Here is a 23,407-nt window from a genome sequence, read left to right on the forward strand (position 1 = left end):
TTATAAATCCTCAAAGACTGACATTCTTTCAAATGTCTTCGGATTCTTTGGGATTAAAGACTGTATATGCGGTTCTGCTGATTGCCGCCGCGGCTGCGGCAGTCTGTACCGCCGGCTGCATAACCGACTGTACTTTCGGAAATCCCGTATATGACGGTTCAAATCTGATTGTAATCTTGGAGAATGCCGGTGCCGAAAAGAATGCGTCCGTTCAGATTACAATCTACAGTCTGGATAATTTCAGGCAGGTTGAGTATGACACTCTTGTCTCGACCGTTGTGTTAAGAAACGGCATCAACGAGTTTTCTCTGCCCGTTAAGTTGAAAGACGGCAGGTACAAGCTTTATTTATATGTCCTCGAGAACGGCAGAAGACACAGCGCGCAGATAAGAGATATCTCCGTGAACAACGGCATAAAAGCCGGTGCAGACAATAGCCGTGCAGATAATCTCGCCGCAGACAATGCCGGCGCAAACAATACCGGTGCAGACAATACGGGCACGGTATAGGTATATTCAAAGCGGATATAAAAAAAGATAAAATTACTCTCTCTTTTCGGTGAATTATGGTAGGATATCTCAGAAAGGAACTGCTGGGTGCGGCTTTGGGGGATGAGCCGTGCGATATCGTATTCAGGAACGCCAACGTCTTCAATCCGTTCTCGTGCACGTGGGAGCTATGCGATTTCGGCGTTAAAGACGGCATTGTTGTCGGTAAGGGCGATTATAAGGGAGAGGAGGAGACGGACCTCGGCGGCGCCAAAGTGATTCCTGGTCTTATCGAGGCGCATGTTCATATCGAAAGTTCACTGCTAACACCCGCCGAATACGGGCGTGTTATTCTTAAATGCGGCGTTACCACGGTTATTGCCGATCCTCACGAGATAGCGAACGTCTGCGGCAAGAAAGGCATAGAGTATATGATCTCCGAAGCCGAGAAGACAGCGGCGGATATATTTTTCATGCTCCCTTCCTGCGTTCCCGCTACTGCGTTTGACAAGGCGGGCGCGGTCTTGAACGCCGATGATCTGAAGGAGCTCTATGATTCGTATAATGTCGCAGACCGCGGTGAGAAATCCTCATCCCGCGGCGGCATCATCGGACTGGGCGAGATGATGAATTATCCCGGGGTTATCGGCGGCGACGAAGAGGTATTCCGAAAGCTGGCTCTCTGCGATATTCGCGACGGACACTGCCCGCATCTTTCGGGGAAAGTCCTCAATGCCTATGTAATGCAGGGTATAGGGAGCGACCACGAGTCCACGTCGTATGAGGAGGGTTATGAGAAGTTGAACAGCGGCATGCACATCCTTATCCGCGACAGCACCGCGGAGGACGGCTCGGGGCTGATCTCGCTTGTAAACCCCTATACGGCTTCGAGATGCATGTTTGCGACCGATGACCGCCATGTCGATTTTCTCTGCAGTGACGGCAGTATAGACGACTGCATACGAAATGCGATTGCACGCGGTCTTGCTCCGGATCTTGCCTACAGGATTGCGACGCTTTCGGCGGCGGAGTATTTCGGTCTCCATGACCGCGGTGCGCTTGTCGCCGGTAGGCTCGCCGATTTCTGTATAATAGATGAGTCTTCGCCGGAGAAGTTCAGGGTTGTAAAGACCTACAAACGCGGTATCGATACCGCAAAATTCGCTGATACACCGGTAAAGCCCGCCGTTTTGGACTCGGTCTTCGATATGCCGGAAATCAGCGTGTCCGACATTGCGCTTCCGAAGAGAAACGGCACTGCGCACGTTATCGGCATCGTGAAAGGGCAGATTATCACCGAAAATCTTCGGATGAATATCGATTCGGCGCAGATTCCCGATATGCGGGAAGGTATCATCAAATGTGTTGTCTGCGGGCGGTACGGCACCGGCAAAATCGGAGTAGGGCTCGTTAAGGGTCTGGGTCTGGCAAAAGGCGCCATTGCCGTCTCGGTTTCGCACGATTCGCATAATGTGATTGCCGCAGGGTGCAGCGATGAGGAGATAGTCCGCGCTCTGAATCTGATTCGCGAGAACCGCGGCGGCATATCCTGTGTCTGCGGCGATGACGAGTGTGTTCTTCCGCTGTCCTGCGGCGCTCTCATGTCATATGATCCCTATGAGAAGGTGAATGAACAATTATGCGGCTTATATGAGGCACTTATAAAGATCTGCGTGCCCGATATAACCGACAGCCCGATTATTCATCTTTCGTTCTTGGCGCTGACCGTGATTCCGTCTCTCAAGATTACCGAACGCGGTCTCTTTGATGTCGAAGCTTTTTCCGATATAAATCTCTTTGAGTGAATTTTCGGATTCCCGTTTTTTATTTTATTCCTGATTTATAGTCGGTTAGTTGCCTGTTTACTTTTCTGTCGGTCTTGTGCACCCTTTTCATTGCGGTTATTGACTGTATTTGTGATTATGCAACCGGTTTTTATAAACCTACATGCGGTTTATGTATATGTCAAAAATGTGGACAAATTTGATTTTGTTCGCATACTATCTAACAATATATGCGGTAAATTGTGTTATTTTTGCTTTTTTTGGTCCTGTGTGATCTGCCTGATGAACTATTGTCGGATAATACCGATTTCAACTTGTATTCCGGTAAAATTGGGTCGGTGTGAACAGGGTTGTGAAGTGGGCGTGTGTGATGGGGTGCGAGTGTATGTAATGAGGCTTTTTCGCCAGCGGGCAACAATGCTGGCAGCAGATCGGGGCAGTATATCAATGGCTGATATATCTTTAATTAAAGAGTGACACTTCGAGGATCGGAAGCTCGTGATCTCTGTAATGCCGGTCGGCATTTTGCCGTGTTTACAAACTCCGGATAGTCGGGTGTGCAATCCGCGTTTTGGACTTCATTGAAGCAACATGGTGCTGCTCGTTTTGATCTCAGTATATTGTTCGGATGCAGTTATCGGGTCATCGGAGCATCGGTTCTGATTAATCTCATTTTGGAATGTCTGTGTATGTATGTTTATGTATGATTGTTCTGTGTTTTCCTGTCGCAGCTAATATTCTCATGTCAGTTTATGTTTGTATGGTTGACAGATACATATTCTTTCAAAGTGTATGCTTGTCGCTCATCGCGTTTATTCTCCTGTTTATCGTATTTTTGCTCCTTTTTTTGGATTTTCCTGCTTCCATCCATACGTCATTACTTCTTCATCTCTATTTCCGTTTCGAATCACGGCTCTTATCTGATTTGCCTGTTTTGTCTTTCGGCAGCGCTGTATAATGGCTGAATTCCTCTGTCGTGTCGTGTGTGGGTGCCGTCGCCGAAGCCGATATCTCTCAAGCTTACGTGTCGCACGTCGCGGTTGAGGGTCGGCATGTATCTGCTTTCTTTCAAAAAAATCTCAAAAACTCTTTGAATTTTGACATTTGCTAAGTCGATAATCTGCGTTTTATTTGTCTTTTTGACCATGATATGCTGTTATTTTCAAGGATTCAGTAAATATGTAAAAAATTGTCATAAACCATATGTTGGTTTATATAACCTTGATGAGTCGGGATCGTTTTACGACGCCATTTTTCGGTATTTGGCAATATCGTTCCGATACCTTTTCGGCACTTTTCCAATCTCTTTCAATACCGATGCAATATCGATTCAACATCGTGTCATTGCCGTTTCAAAATCAATACCCGAACATTTCAATCGAATTTCAATGTCGCGGGATAATGTAACTGGCGAAAATGCGTGGAAATGCGTAAAAAATCGGATATTCGACGAATAATCGCCGAATGAAATGCGGGTATAGATGGTTCAGACCCGCTGAGGCTCACTCACAGAAGCAGATGTCCTGCGAAGATACTTAAGAGAAGTATCAGAACGGGCTGGTGAATCAGATAGATTATCAGTGAGTTCTGCCCTAATCGGATGAGCAGGGCGGCAGTCTTCCGCGGCACCCGCGGTGCAAGGGGTACCGAAGCGGAGGAGGAAATGTCTGCGCCGGAAGGGAGATCGGATGGGGGGTTTTCGGACGGCGTCAATGCGAGTGTCCCGGCAATCTCCGTGAATCTGCCGTTGCGGCGCATTCCCTGCGGGTATAGATAAGCGGCGATTGCGATGCCGATGAGGAAAACGCCGAACCACGGGAGAAGGGGTTCATAGTCTACGGAATAGAAGTAACTCGGCGTTATCCCGAGAGGAATAAGGAGCGGGGCAGGGAACGTCTGCGGGATATTGAATTGGATATCGCGGATAAGGAAACCCGCGACAATGACGGCAGCGCCGATAATCAGATTATAACACCTAAAGCGCATGAAGAGCGGCGACAGGATTATCGAAAGACCGATGAGGTGAAGGATGCCGAAGACTATCCACCCGTCGCCGATGACGAGGAAAGTGACAATCGATATTCCGATGCCGACGGCAAAGATAAAAATACCGCGTTTGAGCGATTTAATCCGGCAGTCTTTTTCCGAAAGGCGCTTTTTTGCCCGCTCGTTGCTGATGTATGCCGAAATTCCCGCGACGGCAACGAAGATGATCGCGGTCGTATACCCGAATATCCTCCAGAAGCCCTCGGATACGTTCACCGGCGCTATCGCAAAGTAATTCAGGTCAAAGAGAAGATGAAACCAGACCATCATGACAATGGCAATGCCGCGGAGAAGATCTATCTCAAAGTATCGTGAGGGTGCAGGCGATATCTCAGCGGCATTGGTTTGCATACACTATCTTGGATCTTATCCGTATTTGCATATTGCATTTGCATCCGAAAGCACACTATATAATATTGTTAATTCAAATCTGCTATTATGAGCGAAGGTGCGGAACGGATTGCGTATGAACGGATCGCGGACGGAGATATTGCGGACGAACACATAATAGAGGCAGTCGGAAGAGCGAGAATTACAATCCGAGACGGCAAAGTGGTCTCGGTGGAGCCGCCGGCAATAAAAGGATGCCCGCTTGCTAAGCGATTCATGTATCCGGTCTCGGATATGACAGCGGATGAGATAAAAAAGAACATCGAGAGAAGAATCGCCGATTTCGGCATGTGCACGCCGCAGCGTAAAGTTCTCTCGGATGACGACTTTGTGCTCTTCGGAGCCTCGGAACTTCTAAACTCAGCATTGGCGGCGGGAATCATCGACTGCGCAGTTCTCGCCTGCGACGGCGCCGGAACGGTAGTTGCCGCAAACCCAAGATTGATTCAGGGCATCGGCGGAAAAATATCGGGAATCGTGAAGACAACCGCATATCCCGAGGTAATTGCGAGGATTGAAGCCAACGGCGGTCATGTCGTCTTCTCCGACGGCAGACTCGACGCCTTCCGGGGATGCCGTAAGGCATATGAACTCGGTTACGGGAAGGTCGCCGTGACGGTTGCGCTTGTCGACGATGCCGAAAAGATTCGTGCGGCATATCCGGACGCGGTCATAATCTGTGTTCATACAACTGGACACGGCAGGGAAAATGCCGAAAAACTCGCGGAAACATGCGATCTTATATTTGCCTGCGCATCGGCGACAATCCGCGATGTCGCGGGCAGCAGGGCGCTGGTTCAGGGCGGCACCGGAGTGCCCGTCTTTGCCATGACACAGAAGGGTAAGGATATAATCCTTGAAAAGATTCGGACTACAAAGATGCAGGTCATGATAAAGGGAAACAAACTCCCAATGAATCTCGGCAGCGAACCCGAACCGCTTATCTGACGACCCCAAAATCTCGACGGAATTCAACGTAAATCAGGTTATTTACAACATTCACGGCAAAAGATAATAGTTTACGGAGTCAATATAATAGGCATGGAAGCGTCACGTGAGATTGAACTCAAGGGACATATCATAGATTCGGGTCTTATCACCCGCGTTTATGATAAGGTCTATGACATGAGCGGCAATGTCGAGGTAACCCAATTCGACATAGGGAAGCATAAGACGGATCCGAGCTACGCGAGGCTGATTATCAGCGCCGAAAGCGAAGCGGAACTGGACAATATATTAAGCGAACTTCACCGCCTCGGAGCCTCCGTTCCGGAAGTCGAGAATGTCACTCTCGAAACGGCGGAAGGCGACAGAATTTTACCTCACGGCTTCTATTCAACCACGCATCATCCTACGTTCATAAAATACGACGATAACTGGATTACGGTCGAAAATATCGAGATGGACTGTCATATCGTCGTCGACGAGAAAGCAAAGCGTGCATTCTGCATTCCGCTTGCGAAGATAAAGAAGGGTGACAGAGTAGTCATCGGCGACCGCGGCGTAAGGATTACGCCTCCCGAGCGTTCCCGTTCGGTGAACGTCTTCGAATTCATGCAGAATACGGTCTCTTCGGAGCGTCCCAGCGAGACCATCATCAAGAAGATTGCCGTTGAGATGAAAGAGATAAAGGCAAGAGGAGGCAAGATTGCCATTGTCGGCGGTCCCGCGATTGTTCATACAAGGGCGGCGCCTTCGCTTGCGGAGATTATCAGAAACGGATACATCGACGTTCTTTTCGCCGGCAACGCCCTTGCGACGCACGATATCGAATACAACCTCTACGGAACGTCGCTCGGCATGAACCTCGATACGGGAACGCTTGCTGTCGGCGGTCACAGACACCACATCTCGACCATCAGCGAGGTAATCAGGGCGGGCTCAATCAAGAACGCGGTCGAATGCGGGCTTATCAAGAAAGGTATCATGTATGAGTGCGTAAAGAACAATGTCCCGTTCGTTCTTGCAGGCTCGATACGCGATGACGGACCGCTTCCCGATGTCATCACCGATACCATGGTTGCGCAGGACACCATGAGAAAGCACCTTCACGGCGTCGATATGGTCATTATGATAGGCACGCTTCTGCACTCGATTGCGGTCGGCAACTGTCTGCCCTCATATGTCAAGACCATCTGCGTGGATATCAACCCCGCTTCCGTCACAAAGCTCAATGACCGCGGTTCTTCGCAGGCAATCGGAGTTGTAAGCGATGCCGGCGCATTCCTGCCGCTTCTTGCGAAGTATCTGCGCGAATAAGCCCGTGAACCGAATAAATATCCCGAATACCCGGGATACCTTTTTTTTGCAGAATTTGCGTGAAAATAATAAAAGAGATTAATGAATAAAAGAGATTAGTGGCATCCGCAGGAGCAGTCGTGACCGTCGTCATGCTCTTTGCAGTTTGCGTCCGTGCATCTTGAGAGTCTGCCTGCGGCAAATTCTTCGGCGGCTTTGTCTGCACTGCCCGTTATTCCGCTGTAGAGTCTGATTCCGTTCGCTTCAATCAGGTTTTTGGCTCCGTTTCCGAGACCGCCGCAGATGAGGGCGTCGATATTCTCTTCTTTGAGGAAGTTGACGATATCCCCGTGACCTCTTCCTCCCGTGTCCTTTACCGTTGAAGATATGATTTTGCCGTCGCTAATCTCGTAGATCTTGAATTCTTCCGTCTTTCCGAAGTGCCCGAAGACTTCTCCGTCGCTGAAGGTTACTGCAAGTTTCATTTTACTACCTGATTTTTAAGTTATGTCCCGAGATGTCTTGAGTGTTGTGCTTTATGCGGTTGAGTTTTTTCGGGTTGGTCGTTTTTAGATTTCAAAATATATTGTCCGAAGTTTATGTTACCAAAATGTGTACAGTGTACACATTTTTGGATCCAAAAATGTGTACGGTGTACACATTTTTCTACTTTAATCTCATATGCATTAAATAAGTAATACATAATTAAGTAAAACAAATCCGGGGAAATATGACAGTCACGTCAGGCAGATCATGCAAAAAAATAATCGCGGTAATCGGCGATGCCAAAGTGCCCGCCGGTTCGGAAAAATACGAGCTGGCACGCGAATTGGGGTGTCGGCTTATAGACGAGGGATATCGCGTGATGACGGGCGGAATCGCCGGAGTAATGGAAGGCGTCTCAAAAGGGGCAAAGGAGTCGGAGAATTACACATGCGGTTCGACAATCGGCATCCTGCCCGGATTTGACCCGGGTAAAGCCAACCCGTATGTCGATACGCCGATTGCCTGCGGACTTGACATAGCGCGAAACACCATCATAGTGAACTCGGATGCGGTTGTCGCAATCGGCGGCGGTGCGGGGACGCTTTCGGAGATAGCGTTCGCGTGGCAGCTTTACAGGCTCATCATCGGATACCGCATCGAGGGCTGGAGCGGAAAGCTTGCGGATACGCGAATCGACTGGAGGGTCAGATATCCCGATATTCCCGATGACCGCGTTTACGGTGTGGATAGCGCCGATGAGGTAATGGAGCACTTAAACAGACTTTTGCCGCTTTACAACATACGGCATACCAGAATACCATAAATCTTAAACGGCGACCGTTCCGATAAAAATGCAATGAATAATAAATGAAATGTATAAAATAAACGGATAAAAAATCGAAATTGAAAAAAATGTAAATATGCCGCCAATCAGTGAGTCAGCGGCATGCAAAACGGCTTTTCTTCCTTAAGGACAAATTCCCATTCGTTCTTGCAGTCGCAGCCTTTTTCGTAAAGCATCTTCAGCATCTCGGTATCGCCCGAGAGTGAATACTCCCTTATGGCGTCGACAATCTCGTAATCGCATTTTCCGCAGTTGTGAGGACCGCGTTTTTTGCCGCCGGCAACAGGGTCGCAGAGGACATGGGTGCCCGCTTCAATAAGCACTTTAAGGACGCTCCACAGATATGGCGGTCTGTATGCGTTCTGTTTCCAGAGTTTCTCGACCTCGGTCATGTTCTGGATATTGCAGAGATTCATCGAGATTATGTCCGAATACGGGATTACGTCCCGAATCGAGCTTTGCATGTCGTTCATTGCCTCAAGTTCGGTGAGATACGGCGGTTTCATCATGAGGTATGTCTTGGTTCCGCATCCGGCATTGCGTGCCTGAGAGACCGCGGTTTTGAAATCCTCGAAGGTATGACCCTTATCTATGCATTTTTCGCGGATGAAGTCGTTTGAGGTCTCAAGTCCCATGGCGACGTAAAGCGGCGTCTTTTGCGAGCCGTCGTCGATTATTTCTCTGAATCCTTCAAGAATATCGGATTTCACACACTCGGTTCTGGATTCGGCAATAATGGTTTTGCCGCGGAACGCCGCACCGATTGCATCCCGCGCCGCAGGGGGCACTTCGTTTGAATCGAAGAAACTGCCGGATGTGAATATCTTAATCAGCGGAAATTTCTCGATTTTGTATTCCGAGAGCACATAAGCAAGCTGCCTTTTGATATTCTCCGTGAGTTCGTCGCATGTTACGTTGCGGTAGCGCTCGCTTTTGTAACCGCACATTGTGCAGCGGTTCCACGAGCAGCCGCCGGATTTGAAGATAATCGTCAGGCAGTCGATTATTTCTCCGTTGTGAGTCTCTTTTCCCGACCAGCATGCAAGCGGTTTTTCGACTCGGTCGCCGTATTCGGATCTCATTTATGTCAGTATAATTTGATCTGCGATATGAAAACAATTTGCAGGCGGCGACTGCGACAACGCATATCCCGTAGTATCGTATCCCTGCAAAGATCGTGGAAAGAACTGCGAATAGAGAGCAACTCTGAAAATGTCAGAAAGGATATATGTACAAAGATGAAACTGTTTATTATGAAAAGGATTGCTTATGCGTTTATCCTCCTTGCTTTTATCGTCTGCGGCGCTCAGGCTTATATTGTAACCTTTGATATGCCGACCGAGATAAATCTGGGAGATTCGCTGGTTTTGGAGGGTACAAGTAATATTCCTCCCGGAAATTCTCTGGAGATTGTGCTCTATACACAGGATATGCAGAAGAATAAGATAGGCATATACCCCTTCACGATTCAGACCGACGGCGTCTGGAGAGTTGATATTCCGACTTCCAAGCTTGATGCCGGCAAATACAGACTCGAAGTCAACGATGTAAATAATATCGGTCTCGGTTCGAGTTCAACGAGTTTCAAGCTGTTTAACATTGTCGACCGCAAAAATGAGATTACGGTTACATCTCCCTTAATTCAGGAGTATAACGGCGCTCTCAACGTTGCCGGAAAAAGCACTACACGCGGAAGTTCGGGTATTCAGATTCGCGTAGATGACGAGTACGGCAGCACGGTTTCACCGGAGGAGTGGATTGCCACCGATAAAGAGGGATTATTCGATAAGGATGTGCCGATTACCAAACCCGGCATTTACTATGTCGCTTTCATCGACAATAAAGGACTTATCAGATATCAGGAGTTCGAATCGCGGGTAAAAGCGGCACCCACGGCGGCGGCAACGACAGCGCCGACGGTAAAGCCGACAACGGCGACGCCGAAGACAATAAATTCCCAGACGTTTTCGTCCGCAGGCAGTCCTGCGACCTTTGAGATAAAGACACTCCCGGGAATGCTCAAGGTTTCGACTTCAAACAACTGCGACTGGATCATCGAATATGTTGACGATTCCGGCAATTTCGGCAGGGTCAACGACCGCACCGGCGACGGCGAAGAATCCTTCTCTATTCCCGTTTCCGGCGGTATCGTCTATGTGAAGGTCTATCCCGCGGATGCAAAAGACAGCGGATATGCCACAATCTTCGTTGACGGCGCTTCGATGGTCACGGTTAACGAGAATGCGGGCAAACTCGTCGACAGCGCAAAGCCTGCGGAGACTCAGTCCGGCAGCATGATGCCGGTTGCTATGCTTTCCGCGTTTGTCGCACTCGGCGTTGCGATGGTTATCCGCCGCAGATAAGCAAAAATGAAATAACAGGGTATTATCATCCGAGATAATATCATCATATTTTTAAGCTAATACGACAACATTATAAGCGCATGTTATGCACGAAATGCCGTGAGCATTCTTCGTGATCATTCGTGAGCCGAGGTAGTCTAGTCCGGAAAGGCGGTGGCCTTGAAAGCCACTGGTGTTTCACCTCAAGAGTTCAAATCTCTTTCTCGGCGCTCAATTTATCGTTTTTTTTGTGAATTTACGGATTTTAGAATGTTTTTATCTTTTAGTTACGGTTGTTTATTCTTAACCCGTAACCTGCGATTCTGAAGAATTGCAGGCTAAGAATTAGAGACGGATTGGAATCATTTAAGACATTATATATATTGCCACTATAGATATTTTTATATCCCGAATTATGTTGCTTGTCGGGGTTGGTATGGTATTATGGTCAGTTTTAGCAGTAAATCATCAGTTGCCGATATTGCCGGCATTATTGTAATTATTGCCGCATTTATTATACCCGTTGTTGCAGGTATAACGGGCACTGCTCCGGATGGTGCGGATGCCGAAGAAAGTGCGGCAATTCTCGGAATAATTACGCTTATTCCGCCGGTATTGGCACTCGTACTGGCGTTCCTTACAAGAAACGTCATACTGTCACTCTTTATCGGTGTGCTTTCGGGCACGTGGATAATTTCACTCATGCACGGGGACATCATCGGCGCCGTCGCCGGTGCATTCTTCTCGTCTACGGAATATTTCATCGGCACATTCGCCGACCGCTGGAATGCCGGAATTCTCATGCAGGTTCTTGTTATCGGCGCTCTTATCGCGATTATCACCCGCATGGGCGGAATGCGTGCCATTGCCGAGAGTGTAAAGAAATGGGCAAAAGGTCCCAGAAGCGCACAGCTTACGACTTGGATTATGGGTTTCATCATCTTCTTCGATGATTACGCCAACGCACTTATCATCGGACCTATCATGAGACCTGTCTGCGACAAGTTCCGCATCTCGCGTGAACGCCTCGCATATATCGTCGACTCCACCGCCGCTCCGATTGCCGGAATATTTGTCATATCCACGTGGATTGGAACGGAGCTTGTAAACCTCAACGAAGGTCTCGCAATCGCGGGTATAACGGGCGTTTCGGCTTACAGTCTTTTCATCGACACGATTCCGTATCGTTTCTACAATATTCTTGCACTCTTCTTTGTCTTTGCATCCGCACTTCTCCTAAGAGAATACGGACCCATGCTTGCCGCCGAAATTCGCGCAAGAAAGACGGGGGAGACGATTCGTGCGGGTTCTGAAGTTCCCGACGAGGTTAACGAAGCCGATCCGGTAAAGACGCCGGTAAAAGAGGAATGTGCGGTTCTTGAAACTTCGGAAAAGGCAAATCCCTACAAAATCTGGAATGCAATCATCCCTATCGGCGTTCTGATTGTCTCCGCAATCATCCTCTTCTACACCAACGGCGCCAACGCCATCATGGCCGGAGACGGCCTTATCTCGGCAGAAGAGTTTATGACTCTTGGCATTTTGGATGCAATACGTGAGGCATACAGTTCTTCGGATGCAAGTATCGTTTTGTTCCAGGCGGCACTCCTTGCCTGTATAGTCGCGGTTGTGATGGGCTTCGCTCAGAAGATCTTCTCGCTCAGGGAAGGTATCGAGACATGGGCGCACGGTATGAAATCAATGCTTTATGTCTGTATCATTCTCATACTCGCATGGTCGATAGGTTCAATCATCGGCGACCTCGGAACAGCCCATTACCTTATCGGCGCACTCTCGGAGAATCTGCCGATGTGGATTGTGCCGGCGCTCATCTTCATAATCGCGGGTATCATCTCGTTTGCGACGGGAACGGCTTACGGAACGATGGCTATTCTCCTGCCTCTCGTTATTCCGCTTTCGGCGGCAATCTCGGGACACCACAACGGCAATGAGATTGATTCCATCTATTCCTACATTGTTGTCTGTTCGTCGGGTGTACTGACGGGCGCAATCTTTGGTGATCACTGTTCTCCGATATCGGATACGACAATTCTCTCATCCATGGGTGCGGGATGCAGTCTTATCGACCACGTGGATACCCAGATTTACTATGCCGTATCGATTGCGGCGGTTGTTATCTTCGGTTATCTCCTTGTAGGTTTCGGACTCAATGTCTGGATTACCCTGCTTATCGAGATGGCGATTCTTGTCGGCATCCTGATGGTCTTCGGTAAGAAAGTGCCGACATGGGACCCGGAAAAAGAGAAACTTGTTGAATAATCCAATTATCCAATATTTTTCCTGATTTTGTATTGTTTCTGTTTCGTGATTTACGACAATGCGTTAATATCTCCGTTTGTCTTATCACATTTTTTTCGATTGAGATCGGCGGATTCTTCAATAGTCGGCGATGAACTAAATTTTATATCTTCAGTATATAACAGTAAATATGGAAAAAATTGAGATCTCCAAGGCGGCATATAATAGGATACTGTCAAAGCGACGTGGAGATGAGACATTATCGGCGGTAATTCTTCGTGAAATTAAATGTGACAAGAAAATAACTCCCCTTAAAGAAAAATCCGATACTAAAGAAACATTCAGGGGATCAGCCATTATGCGCGAGACTGCAAAATACGGTGTCGGTACGAAAGTAATCGGCAAATCCAAACGCACTAAAGAAGATATGGAAAGTGTAGAAAGAATGGAACGTCAATTTATGAAAAATACAGGTTACGTCAGAGTCAAATAACCGTAAAAAATAACTCCCTTCTTTTTACCGCAACCTTTCAATATTTCTACTCTTTTAGCACTCACTTTGTCACGGCTTACATGCCCGAAAAGCAATCCGAGCAAAATTAACAGCCGTATTTAGCAGCCGCGAAAACCGACAGACATGACCTTCAAAAAATGTCCGCCAAAATAAATCCTTTAAGTGATATTTGTCAATTATTTTTTGACACACAGCCTGTTATAAACTTCATCAATAGGGTAATACGTTCCTTCTTTTTTAATCATGTCGAGTTCATCGCGAAGTGACATCTGTTTCTTTCCTTTTTTGATTTCACGCAGTATTACCGTGGATAACGATTCGTCCCCGCGTCTTTTCGACATTATTCTGTTATATGCGGCATTTGAAATCTCAATGGTCTTCATGTTCAGAGAATCTGTTCCGATACTATAAAATTTAGCTCGTCGCAGGCTCTTGCAGTTATTTCTCTTCTCTATGTGGTCTCCGGCGATACTTCCGCACGGATTATACAGCGACCTTGGACGGAACAACCGGTATATGCAACCCATCAGACCGGCACAGGTCAGGAGATACAATACAATGCATACAGTGCCAAGGCTATTGACATAACCTACTACAGACAAATCGGCGGTCAACTCTGGCAGATGCTGCCCGACATCATTGTAGCACGTGTAGACGAGCCTACGGTAATTAAAGTGTCAATTGATATCAAGGGCGTTTATGCTTCAAGTTCAGTAACGGTCTACCCTGCCGACATACAGCCTATGCCGGACATGTATGTTAACGGTCAGCTGCTCGGCATCTACCCGAACGACCGCACGGAAACGATATTTACAGGATTTAAAGGAGTTATGAAAAAGAATCAGGAGGTTATTTAGACATGGAGGAATTTGATAAAAGAACAGATGAATTAACTACAAATGAAATATCAGCGTTAAAGCATTATAGGGACTTAAACTTCCAGCAATATAATTGGAGTATTAACTTAGAGAAAAAAAGACCTAATACAGATTGTGATGTAATTAACGGCTATCTCAGAGGGGATTTTGTGAAATCAGATTTCCCAAAAGCAGAATTAAAATGTCTTAAATCATTAATCAGGGCAATAACACGAGCAATTAACAAATCTGGCGTAGATCTTAAAAAACTCACAGTCTATAAAGGGGTGGGAAATTTCAAAAAATTAAAAAAATATGCTGTGGGTAAAACTGTTATTGATAAAGGATTTAGCAGTTTTTCAACATCAGAAGGTAAGGCTTTAGAATATTCCGGTAAAAATTCAAACGGTGAAAACATCATATTCCTTTTAAAGCTAAAAAAACGAGATAAGGCTATATATCTTGACGAAATTGAGGATGAGTGGTTAATACAAAAACACAGTCATTATCTTGTCATGGATATACGGCAATATGTTAAGTCAAAAATCTGGGGCAAAGCAATTGTTTATTACCTCAGACTGACATAATGTAGGACATGGTATCAGTAGGCATGTTAAACGGTGCAAAATATGGTTTAGGCGATCCTTTACCAGGTAAACGTAAGATCACAAAAGCAGATAAAAAACTTGTAGATGAAATGGAACGTGATTTCTTAAAAGGCACCGACTGGGTTAGAGTCGATAACCGCAAAAAATAACTCTCTTCTTTTTACCACAACTTTTCAATATTTCTGACTCTTCTTAGCACTCACTTTGTCACGGCTTACATGCCTGAAAACCAATCCGAGCAAAATTAACAGCTATATCTCACGGTCACGAAAACCAATATATATGACCTTCAAAAGATGTCAACTAAAATAATTCCGTTTTAAAGCCCTTTTCAAATTCTGACAAAATTTAACATATCAGTTGACAACTTGTCAATCAGGGGGTGTTAAGTCAGTTGACATTCGCGTATACGTGCCCTTTCCGTATCCTCATAGCTCGCCCGTTTGCTAAGCTCAATGAAAAAATGTAAACCTGCGAAATATCATTCCGCTTTCATGAAATCCGACAAAATACGCGGATTAAACGCAATCGAAACGATGTGCCAACTGAGGAGCGCCGCTCACGAGGATGCAGAAAAAGAGATTAACTCCGTAATCGATGATGCTATCAATTATATCAATCAGAATCCAAACTTCATGGAATTTTACAAAGACTATCAAAACTTCCTGAACGCAAAAAAGAGTATGAAAAGGCGTATTAATTCTTTTTTGCCTTAGCAGTCTTACACTTTTTTGCTTCCATGGCTTTAATCTTTTTTGCCTCCTTCTTTACCGCTCTCATCATGTCGTTGTAAGTTACTTCAGTCATATTTTAACATCTCCCTGATTTAGAATATCTGAATCCTGACCTTAAGATTCTTTTGTATTTCAGACCGCGATATTTTTTTGTCAACTCTCTCATAACCTCATCAGTCCATTGATAGAAATATGCCTCGCTTTGTGAAGGCGTCAGACTTAGAATCTTACTTATATCGCGAACCATTATTTTCTTCTGGAGACCATTCCATGTGTCTTTAATCTCCTTGGCATCAATCTTCAGGTTCGGATTATCGAATCCCGATATACTGTATTCATATTTTTTACCGAAACAGCGCATTTCATGGATATGTGCTTCTACTGAAGTTGCTAAATCAGCATCAGAAAAGCTTGATCCATTTGGGTGATTATGAGTAATGATATACGGATTATCAGACATCATCTCAGACCAGTCAGTATTTGAAATGGCTACGGAGTGTTTACTGCCCCTTTGAGACGTAATCCGGTATAACTTCTGTCATTTATGATCTTCTCCCTGTCTCGGTTCCCCAAGTATTTCTTTTTTATCTTAATTCTCTTCAGCCTTTGTCTTCACGGCTCTCCGAATTGCTTTTCTTACCGTTGCGGACTTACTCTTTTTTGCTTTTGCCTTTCTTGCTCTTTCTTCCGCATCAAGTTTCAAGCCTTCTGCATAAAAATCGCATTCGGTCATTTTGTCTTCTCCCTGATCAACCCTCCCTGTAAGAGGATTGCGTAAAATTCAGTTGTATTTCAAAGTTGAATACTTTTGTGTTAATCTTAACCGGGTTTCATTCGGGGAATTGAACCGTATATGCTGACAACCTGCGGATTTCGGCAGGAAGTGAAAGAACTACATTTTATATTTTCAGCATTAATCAGTAAACATGAAAACCATTGAGATCACCGACGACGCATATCACAGGCTGATGTCAAACAGACGCGGCGGTGAAACAATATCGGGCGTGATTCTTCGCGGAATCAAAGATAAGGAATTTAAATCCCATCCCGAAAGAAACGACACGTCCAAAACTATTGGCAGATTTTCACCCACTCTGTATAACAGTTCTCAATTCGGAGGGGAGGTCGTCGGCTATTACAAACCTACAAAAGAAGATCTCAGGGACGCCAAAGAAATGTATCGGAGGATTACCAGAGAAATGAGCGGACTCAGAAAGCTTGATTGCCGCAGTTTTCGGTGGCAGCTGACAAAGATAAGGCACGTAAGAATGAACAGCTACGAGGATTAATATTACCACGCCGAACCGTATCTGCCGCAGGAATACCGCAACCGGTCAGTGCAGGGAATGCGATGCGGCAGGCGATATCCCCGCGGGTGGCGGGCGTCATTCGGGACGATGCCTGATGGCACTTTTCAAACTTTTAAAATAGTAGACAGTAGATATTTTCAATATAAGATACAATATATCTGAAATGGGAGAGGTAAGAAGATGTGTATAGCAATTCCGGCGGAAGTGCTGGAGATAAAGGATGACAATATTGCACTCGTCGATTACGGCGATCTGCAGCAGGAAGTAAGAATCGACCTCGTGGACGTTAAAGTCGGCGAATATGTCCTCGTCCACGTGGGTTTTGCAATACAGAAATTATCACGTGAGGAAGGACTCCAGACCCGTCAGGTATTCAAGGACGTTTACGCGGCTATGGAGGAGTGATGCACGAGTATTCAATCGCATACGATATTTTTATGACCGCGAAGAAAGCGGCGGAAGATAACCTTGCCACTCAGGTAAAGAAGGTCTGTGTGGGATTCGGCGAGATGACTCTCATAAATCCCGAACAGGTCGCCTTTCTGTTCGAGACCATGTGCGAGGATGACCCGATTTTTAAAGGCTGCAAACTCGAATCATCGACCGTTCCCGTAAAAGCGACCTGCAAGTGCGGCTACGAAGGAAACGAACGGTTTGTCTGCCCCAAGTGCGGCGCAATGCCCGAGATTGTCGAAGGTCGCGAGGTCATGGTCACGAATATCGAGATTGAAGTCGATGAATAACGGCATCGGACATTCTCCGATGACAATAAAGAATGAATTTTTGATAATATACTATGAAAACTATGAAAATTTCCGATGAATAAACGCGGATGATTTTATGAAAGATACTCAGGTAAATATGATGCACGGAGCGGGAGGGGCTGTTTTTGCGGAACTTCTCGGAAAGACGCTTACGAAATACACGCATAACAACGCCGGCGGAATCGGGCTTGAATCCCTCGACGACGGCGCCGTTATCCCGATTAACGGGCAGAACATTGTTCTTACCACGGACTCGCACATCGTCCGCCCCATGTTCTTCCCCGGCGGCGACATCGGCCGCGTCAGCGTATGCGGAACGGCAAACGACCTCGCCATGATGGGCGCAAGACCGATTGCCCTCACATGTGCGATGGTCATCGAAGAAGGCTTTGACATAGAGATTCTCGAGAAGATTGTGGCATCGATGGACGCGGCGCTCGGGGAGTGCGGAGCGGCGGTCGTCACCGGCGATACCAAGGTCGTCGCTAAGGGGGAGCTTGACGGCATTGTTATCAATACCGCGGGAATCGGCGTTGTCGACAAGCCCGTCCGCGACTGCGGTCTTCAGGTCGGCGACGTAATCATAGTCAGCGGAACGATAGGCGACCACGGTCTGTGCATCCTCACCACCCGCGAAGGCTTTGACCTCGGAGAGCAGATTATGTCCGATGTGGCGCCGACATGGGGTCTTGTAAAGGCTGCGATGGATGCCGGCGAGGTCCACGCCATGAAAGACCCGACACGCGGCGGATTCTCCAACGCCATCAACGAGATGGCGGACAAAGCCGGCGTTCAGGTGAGAATCTCGGAAGAGGCGCTCCCCATAAGGAAGAGCGTAAAGAGCGCCTCCGAACTTCTGGGAATCAACCCGCTCGATGTCGCAAACGAGGGAAAGGTCATCATGGGCGTAAAGGCTGAGGATGCCGAGAAGATTCTTGCGGCGATAAAGGCGACAAAATACGGCAAAGATGCGGCAATAGTCGGAAGAGTCGTCGAAGGAAAGTCCGTAATCATGGAGACCGCAATCGGCGGCGAGAGATTTATAGAAGCACCCGTCGGCGACCCCGTCCCGAGAGTCTGTTAGATCTCTTTAAGATCTCTTTCGGATCTCTTTAAATTTTTCTCCGGATTTTTTCTTCAAATTTTTTCTCCGGATTTTTTCTTCAAAAATCCTTCTTTAAATTTCCGTCATTAAAATGTCCTTTTTCAAATACCCTTATACCATATTTTTTGATCTTTTGTGAAAAACAATTGAAAGAATATTTGCTTGAATGCAACATCTTTTTTAAAATAGAGATAAAGTATATATTAAGGAAAAGGATGGTGTTGTTATTACAGTAATTACATTTGCGCATCACAAGGGAGGTACGGGTAAGACCACTTCCTGTCTGAGTATTGCGGGCTGCCTTCAGAAGAAAGGCGATAAAGTTCTGGTTATCGACTGCGATCCGCAGGCAAACGCAACATCGGGGCTGGGTATCAATCCCGATTCGCAGGAAAAGAACATCTACGACGTCTTCATGAACGTCTTCGAAGGCTTCCCCGACGTCTCTCTGAAAGATATAATAACAGAAACACCGTCCGGAATCTATTTGGCGCCATCCTCTCTCGATCTGGTCGGAGTCGAGCCGTACCTTTACAGCATAAACGAACGCGCTTCGCTGCTCAAAAACGCCATCAAACCTGTTCTTTCCGAGTATAAGTATATACTCATCGACACCCCGCCAAGCATGGGTCAGTTTGTTATAAACGGCATAGTAGCGGCGGACAGAATCGTCCTTACACTGGACTCGAGTATCTTCGCAAGAAACGGTCTCGAGAGCTTAAACTGCATCTTTTCCGATATTAAAGAGATTACGGGACGCAGCAGATCCGCGGACATGGCGATTCTGACCCGCGCAGGTGCGCTCTGCGAGAGAAAGGCTCCCTTTGAGGAGATGAGGCTCGCATTCTGGCACATGATCACGGGAAAGGGTACGGACGACGACGAGAAAGCGCGGCAGAACAGCATCGAAGAGGAGATAAAAGCCAAGATAAAGGAGGTCTGTACCGTTCCCTACGATTCCGAGGTTTATCGTGCGCAGACCGAAGGAATGCCGCTTGCATATATCTCTCCCGAGAGTCCGGCGGCGGTAAAATACAACGAAATATCCGAGATAATAGCGAGGTGGAAGTAAATGACTGAAGACATGCGTCCGCAGAGACCCGGGCGAAAAGCCCTGTTTACAGGTGCACAGACAAAACAACCGAGTACTACCGTCGTACAGGACTCGTCGTTTGCTTTCGTCCTGCACTGTACGGGTGTTGTCGAGGAGTTCATATCCGGCAACAGGTCGGTCAGAGTCAACGAAGATCAGAGCGACGAGAAGTCGAAAGCCTGTGCCGTCCGTCTGAATCAGCTTTTGTCGTCGCTGGAGTCACAGAGTGAGGCGGCTGCGGACGGCTCGGCAGGTACCGGCGACGAGAGTGCCGAGAGCGTCGAGGATCTCAGAAACTACGAGAGCGAGGTAAACAGGCTCAACGAGAGCATAGAGAACCTCAAATCCGAGCTCAGTGCCGCAAACGTCGCCGTCTCCGAGAAAGAGTCGCTTGTCGGTGAGATTACCCGCGAGAAAGAGAAACTCCTCGAGGATATCCGCGAACTCAAGGCAGCCAAGGAATCGGCGGAAGCCGCAAGTGCCGAATATGCCGCAAAAGCCGAAGAAGCCCGGAAAGCCGCCAATGACGCCAAAGCCGCAGGTGCCGCGGCGGTCGCCGGAAACAGTAGCGGCGAGGAAGAGTTAAGGCGCCGCATTGACGAGATTGAAACCGGGTATAAGGCAAAGATAGACTCGCTCGTCTCCGAAAGCGAATCCCTTAAAACCGCTGCGGCTGCCGAGAAAGCCAAAGCCGATTCGCTCGCATCCGAGATAGCGTCCCTTAAAGCCGCCGCTGATTCGGAGAAGTCCAAAGCGGAATCGCTGGAATCCGAGATAGCGTCCCTTAAAGCCGCCGCTGATTCGGAGAAGTCCAAAGCGGAATCTCTCGAATCCGAGATCGCGTCGCTTAAATCCGCAATATCGGATCGCGACTCAGAGATTGAGTCCCGCAAATCCGAGATATCGCGCCTCGAATCCGAGGTCGGCTCGCAGAAATCCGAGATCTCACGCCTTGAAGACGAGGTGGGTTCCCACAAATCCGAGATATCGCGTCTGGAATCCGCGATTGACAGCAATAACTCGATGAAATCCCATCACGAGTCCGAGATTGAATCTCTCAACACTCAAATCTCGAATCTCGAGTCCGAGATAGAATCGAACAACTCGAAGGTATCGTCTCTCGAGACCGAGATCTCGAATAAGAATGCCGTCGTCGAAGAACTCAAGCGCAGATGCGAGGAGACCGCTGACAGATACAACGAGAGTGTCTCCGAGATTGAAGACCTTAAGACCGCACTTCGCGATGCCGAGGAGAAATCCCGTGAATCCTTAAGGGAATCCATGGAGAATGTCGCGGCGGAAAAAGAGGCTCTGCTCAACGAGATAACCGCACTCAAAGCCGAGAACACGGACTATAAGAGCGGCGAAGAAGAGCTTAAATCCGAGATTCAGCGCCTCAGTGCCGAGCACGCAAAGTTACAGGACGAGAAATCCAAGATTGCGGCAAGACATTCCGATGCCGACAGACGCATTGTCGAGCTTACGGAGTGCAACACAAAGCTTACCGCCGAACTCAAGTCCGGGGAGAAGAAGAACGCCGAGCTCGAGAAGAAGCTCTCCGACACCGGTGACCTCACGAAAAAGCTGAAAGACGAGAATGCCGCGCTTAAAGCACGCCTCTCAGAGCCTTCCGAGGACTTAAAGAAGCTCAACGCAAAGATAGAGCAGGTCGAGAACTTAAAGAAGCGTTCCGAGACAATCGTTCAGGAAAACCCGATGCCCATGCTTCTGCTTAATTCGGGGCTGATGATAACGGTTACCAACAAGGCTTTCGAGAAGCTGAGCGGCATGACTTTCTCCGATATCGTCAAGATGAATTTCAGCGATTTCAATGTCCTCGAGAGAAAAGGCGACAAGATAACCGCCGCATTCGAGACAAGGGCAAGGGGAACGGCATATGTCAGAGTCTCGTTCCCGTCCGGAGAGCGCTATCTGCGTGAGTATGCCATCCCGATTGCCGACACATACGGCACCGTAAGAAACATTCTCATTGTCTACAACGATATCACGAAGGAGACCGAAGAGTCTGCCGATATCCAGAAGAAGATTAAGCAGATAGACTCTCTCAAGAAGCGTTCCGAGACAATCGTCCAGGAAAACCCGATGCCCATTCTGCTCCTCGACACAGGTATGCGCATACTTGTGACTAACAAGGCGTTCTGCACGATGTCCGGCATATCCGAGGATCATATTCTGGATACCAGAATCGGCAACTTCAATGTCATCGACAGGAAAGGCGACGACATAACGGAAGTTCTCAAATCGAGACACCGCACCTATTCCGAGGTTACGGTCAAGTTCTCGGGAACCGAGCATATCCTTCAGGAATACGCCATCCCGATTCTCGGCGCAAACCACGAGGTTTCCAATATTCTCGTGGTCTACAACGATATTACGATGCTGCGCAAGAACGAGAGCGACGTCCGCAACCTGATAGCCTCGGCAAAGCAGGAATCCGCAATCCTTGAGGAGAGTGCCAAGCTCATAACCGCAAACATGGTCGGGCTTTCCAACGGCGACTTAATCACCCATGCCGAGATTCAGAAGGACGATCCGCTGGCGACGCTCAAGGAGAAGTTCAATGAGTCGGTCGATTCGTTCAGAGGGGTTCTCACCGATATCGGCAACAAGACCACGCGTATCGAGGAGACCGCCGAGAGTCTGCGCAGGAACAACGACGATATCATAGCCGCGACCGAGAAGCTTGCCACGAATGCCTGCGATTCCTCGGACAACATGCATAACCTCGATATCCAGTTCAATGATATCAGCATGGGCGTATCCGACCTCTCGGCATCCATCGAGGAGATATCCAGCACGGCGCAGGAGGTCATGAAGAAGACGCAGTTTGCGACCGAAGAGGGTAAACAGGCGGCGGTCATCGGCAAGGAGGCTTACGAGAAACTTCAGGCGGCAGGCGAGATATCCAAGAAGAGCGTCGACGAGATTAACTCTCTCAATGCCGAGATGCTCAAGATCAACGATATCGTGAAGTTAATCAGCGGCATTGCCGAGCAGACAAACCTTCTTGCGCTCAATGCGGCGATTGAGGCGGCACGTGCGGGAGAGCACGGCAGAGGATTCTCGGTTGTCGCGGGCGAGGTCAAGAACCTTGCGGGAGAGTCAAAGAAGGCGACCGTGGATATTCAGGATCTCATCAGCAGCATCACGAAGAACAGCGAGAAGACCACGGATTCGATGCGGCATCTGGATGCCGAGATTCAGCAGGGTATCACGAGCACGAATGCGGCAATAAACGCACTCAACAGAATCGTCGAGGACATCGAGATTGCGTTCGACAGCATGGTCGAGATCTCGAGAGCTACCGAGACGCAGGCAATGAATACCAACGATTTCATGCAGTTTATCGATAAGGCACGCGAGATGACGCATGACAACATCTCCAAGATTGACAGTATTGCAGGTCTTTCCGAGGAGATTTCGGCTACAACCCATGAACTCGGCGAGATTTCGCATACCATGCACGATATGTCGGTCGAGCTTAGCGGCGCCATGGGTCGGTTTAAGTCGGATAAATAAACATC

Annotated in this window: 23 protein-coding genes and 1 tRNA gene; 18 read left to right on the forward strand and 6 right to left on the reverse strand. The window is 47.8% G+C overall.

Annotation, left to right across the window (positions count from 1 at the left end; genetic code table 11):
• Positions 1–47 precede the first annotated feature (47 nt).
• Positions 48–509, forward strand: a complete 462-nt coding sequence (locus tag T502_RS02985) for a hypothetical protein (protein ID WP_042705635.1) — start codon at positions 48–50, stop codon at positions 507–509.
• Positions 510–565: 56 nt separating this feature from the next.
• Positions 566–2,293: an adenine deaminase gene (gene ade / locus T502_RS02990; protein WP_042705636.1), complete on the forward strand. Its 1,728-nt coding sequence runs from the start codon at positions 566–568 to the stop codon at positions 2,291–2,293.
• A gap of 1,485 nt (positions 2,294–3,778) precedes the next feature.
• On the opposite strand, the gene T502_RS03000 is transcribed toward ade, so the two are convergent.
• A complete protein-coding gene (locus T502_RS03000; protein WP_042705638.1) occupies positions 3,779–4,669 on the reverse strand; it encodes a heparan-alpha-glucosaminide N-acetyltransferase in 891 nt (296 codons plus the stop codon).
• Between the two features lie 87 nt (positions 4,670–4,756).
• Between T502_RS03000 and T502_RS03005 the strand changes: the two genes are divergently transcribed.
• Both T502_RS03005 and T502_RS03010 read left to right on the forward strand, forming a co-directional pair.
• Positions 4,757–5,656 carry a methanogenesis marker 8 protein gene (locus tag T502_RS03005; RefSeq protein ID WP_052359110.1) on the forward strand — a complete coding sequence of 300 codons (900 nt, stop codon included), beginning with the start codon at positions 4,757–4,759 and terminating at the stop codon, positions 5,654–5,656.
• A 93-nt stretch (positions 5,657–5,749) separates the two neighbouring features.
• The gene (locus T502_RS03010) at positions 5,750–6,967 is read left to right on the forward strand and encodes an ornithine cyclodeaminase (RefSeq protein ID WP_042705639.1); all 1,218 of its coding nucleotides are present in this window, start codon (positions 5,750–5,752) and stop codon (positions 6,965–6,967) included.
• Between the two features lie 95 nt (positions 6,968–7,062).
• Here T502_RS03010 and T502_RS03015 read toward each other — a convergent pair whose 3' ends face one another.
• Positions 7,063–7,431 (reverse strand): NifB/NifX family molybdenum-iron cluster-binding protein, encoded by a 369-nt coding sequence (locus T502_RS03015; protein WP_042705640.1) that lies wholly within the window; start codon positions 7,429–7,431, stop codon positions 7,063–7,065.
• A 245-nt stretch (positions 7,432–7,676) separates the two neighbouring features.
• Here T502_RS03015 and T502_RS03020 point away from each other — a divergent pair, with 245 nt between their 5' ends.
• Positions 7,677–8,255, forward strand: coding sequence for a TIGR00725 family protein (locus T502_RS03020; protein ID WP_042705642.1), 579 nt, complete (start codon positions 7,677–7,679; stop codon positions 8,253–8,255).
• Between the two features lie 107 nt (positions 8,256–8,362).
• Here T502_RS03020 and T502_RS03025 read toward each other — a convergent pair whose 3' ends face one another.
• Complete coding sequence (locus T502_RS03025) at positions 8,363–9,358, reverse strand: archaeosine biosynthesis radical SAM protein RaSEA (protein WP_042705643.1); 996 nt, start codon at positions 9,356–9,358, stop codon at positions 8,363–8,365.
• Positions 9,359–9,514: 156 nt separating this feature from the next.
• Between T502_RS03025 and T502_RS03030 the strand changes: the two genes are divergently transcribed.
• The 4 genes from T502_RS03030 to T502_RS03045 all read left to right on the forward strand — a co-directional run bounded on the left by T502_RS03030 (position 9,515) and on the right by T502_RS03045 (position 13,370).
• Positions 9,515–10,639, forward strand: coding sequence for a hypothetical protein (locus tag T502_RS03030; protein WP_157197449.1), 1,125 nt, complete (start codon positions 9,515–9,517; stop codon positions 10,637–10,639).
• A gap of 126 nt (positions 10,640–10,765) precedes the next feature.
• Positions 10,766–10,848 (forward strand) — tRNA-Ser (locus T502_RS03035).
• Positions 10,849–11,062: 214 nt separating this feature from the next.
• Positions 11,063–12,898, forward strand: coding sequence for a Na+/H+ antiporter NhaC family protein (locus T502_RS03040; RefSeq protein ID WP_084173002.1), 1,836 nt, complete (start codon positions 11,063–11,065; stop codon positions 12,896–12,898).
• Between the two features lie 169 nt (positions 12,899–13,067).
• Entirely contained in the window at positions 13,068–13,370 is a 303-nt protein-coding gene (locus tag T502_RS03045) for a hypothetical protein (protein WP_042705645.1), read from the forward strand.
• A gap of 197 nt (positions 13,371–13,567) precedes the next feature.
• On the opposite strand, the gene T502_RS03050 is transcribed toward T502_RS03045, so the two are convergent.
• Positions 13,568–13,774, reverse strand: a complete 207-nt coding sequence (locus T502_RS03050; protein ID WP_042705646.1) for a hypothetical protein — start codon at positions 13,772–13,774, stop codon at positions 13,568–13,570.
• A gap of 72 nt (positions 13,775–13,846) precedes the next feature.
• Here T502_RS03050 and T502_RS08860 point away from each other — a divergent pair, with 72 nt between their 5' ends.
• Genes T502_RS08860 through T502_RS08865 form a run of 3 tightly spaced genes read left to right on the forward strand, consistent with a single transcriptional unit; the run spans position 13,847 to position 15,005 of the window.
• Positions 13,847–14,248, forward strand: coding sequence for a hypothetical protein (locus tag T502_RS08860; RefSeq protein WP_157197450.1), 402 nt, complete (start codon positions 13,847–13,849; stop codon positions 14,246–14,248).
• Between the two features lie 2 nt (positions 14,249–14,250).
• Positions 14,251–14,835 carry an ADP-ribosyltransferase gene (locus tag T502_RS03060; protein ID WP_042705648.1) on the forward strand — a complete coding sequence of 195 codons (585 nt, stop codon included), beginning with the start codon at positions 14,251–14,253 and terminating at the stop codon, positions 14,833–14,835.
• A gap of 8 nt (positions 14,836–14,843) precedes the next feature.
• Entirely contained in the window at positions 14,844–15,005 is a 162-nt protein-coding gene (locus tag T502_RS08865; RefSeq protein WP_157197451.1) for a hypothetical protein, read from the forward strand.
• 661 nt (positions 15,006–15,666) lie between these two features.
• Here the strand turns inward: T502_RS08865 and T502_RS03070 are convergent.
• Both T502_RS03070 and T502_RS08870 read right to left on the reverse strand, forming a co-directional pair.
• The gene (locus T502_RS03070; RefSeq protein ID WP_042705650.1) at positions 15,667–16,053 is read right to left on the reverse strand and encodes a hypothetical protein; all 387 of its coding nucleotides are present in this window, start codon (positions 16,051–16,053) and stop codon (positions 15,667–15,669) included.
• 126 nt (positions 16,054–16,179) lie between these two features.
• A complete protein-coding gene (locus T502_RS08870; protein ID WP_157197452.1) occupies positions 16,180–16,323 on the reverse strand; it encodes a hypothetical protein in 144 nt (47 codons plus the stop codon).
• 193 nt (positions 16,324–16,516) lie between these two features.
• Between T502_RS08870 and T502_RS03075 the strand changes: the two genes are divergently transcribed.
• The 6 genes from T502_RS03075 (at position 16,517) to T502_RS08515 (ending at position 23,402) form a co-directional block, all read left to right on the forward strand.
• The gene (locus T502_RS03075; RefSeq protein ID WP_042705651.1) at positions 16,517–16,879 is read left to right on the forward strand and encodes a hypothetical protein; all 363 of its coding nucleotides are present in this window, start codon (positions 16,517–16,519) and stop codon (positions 16,877–16,879) included.
• Between the two features lie 201 nt (positions 16,880–17,080).
• On the forward strand, positions 17,081–17,305 hold the full coding sequence (locus tag T502_RS03080; protein WP_042705652.1) for a HypC/HybG/HupF family hydrogenase formation chaperone: 225 nt from the start codon (positions 17,081–17,083) through the stop codon (positions 17,303–17,305).
• A complete protein-coding gene (locus T502_RS03085) occupies positions 17,305–17,643 on the forward strand; it encodes a hydrogenase maturation nickel metallochaperone HypA/HybF (RefSeq protein WP_042705653.1) in 339 nt (112 codons plus the stop codon). The genes T502_RS03080 and T502_RS03085 overlap by 1 nt, the downstream gene beginning before the upstream one ends.
• 97 nt (positions 17,644–17,740) lie before the next feature.
• The gene (gene hypE, locus T502_RS03090; RefSeq protein ID WP_042705654.1) at positions 17,741–18,748 is read left to right on the forward strand and encodes a hydrogenase expression/formation protein HypE; all 1,008 of its coding nucleotides are present in this window, start codon (positions 17,741–17,743) and stop codon (positions 18,746–18,748) included.
• A gap of 256 nt (positions 18,749–19,004) precedes the next feature.
• Entirely contained in the window at positions 19,005–19,841 is an 837-nt protein-coding gene (locus T502_RS03095; RefSeq protein WP_342665740.1) for a ParA family protein, read from the forward strand.
• Positions 19,842–23,402 carry a methyl-accepting chemotaxis protein gene (locus T502_RS08515; protein WP_052359112.1) on the forward strand — a complete coding sequence of 1,187 codons (3,561 nt, stop codon included), beginning with the start codon at positions 19,842–19,844 and terminating at the stop codon, positions 23,400–23,402.
• The last annotated feature ends 5 nt before the right edge of the window (positions 23,403–23,407 follow it).

The sequence above is a fragment of the Methanomicrobium mobile BP genome, from assembly GCF_000711215.1.
GTDB lineage: Archaea > Halobacteriota > Methanomicrobia > Methanomicrobiales > Methanomicrobiaceae > Methanomicrobium > Methanomicrobium mobile.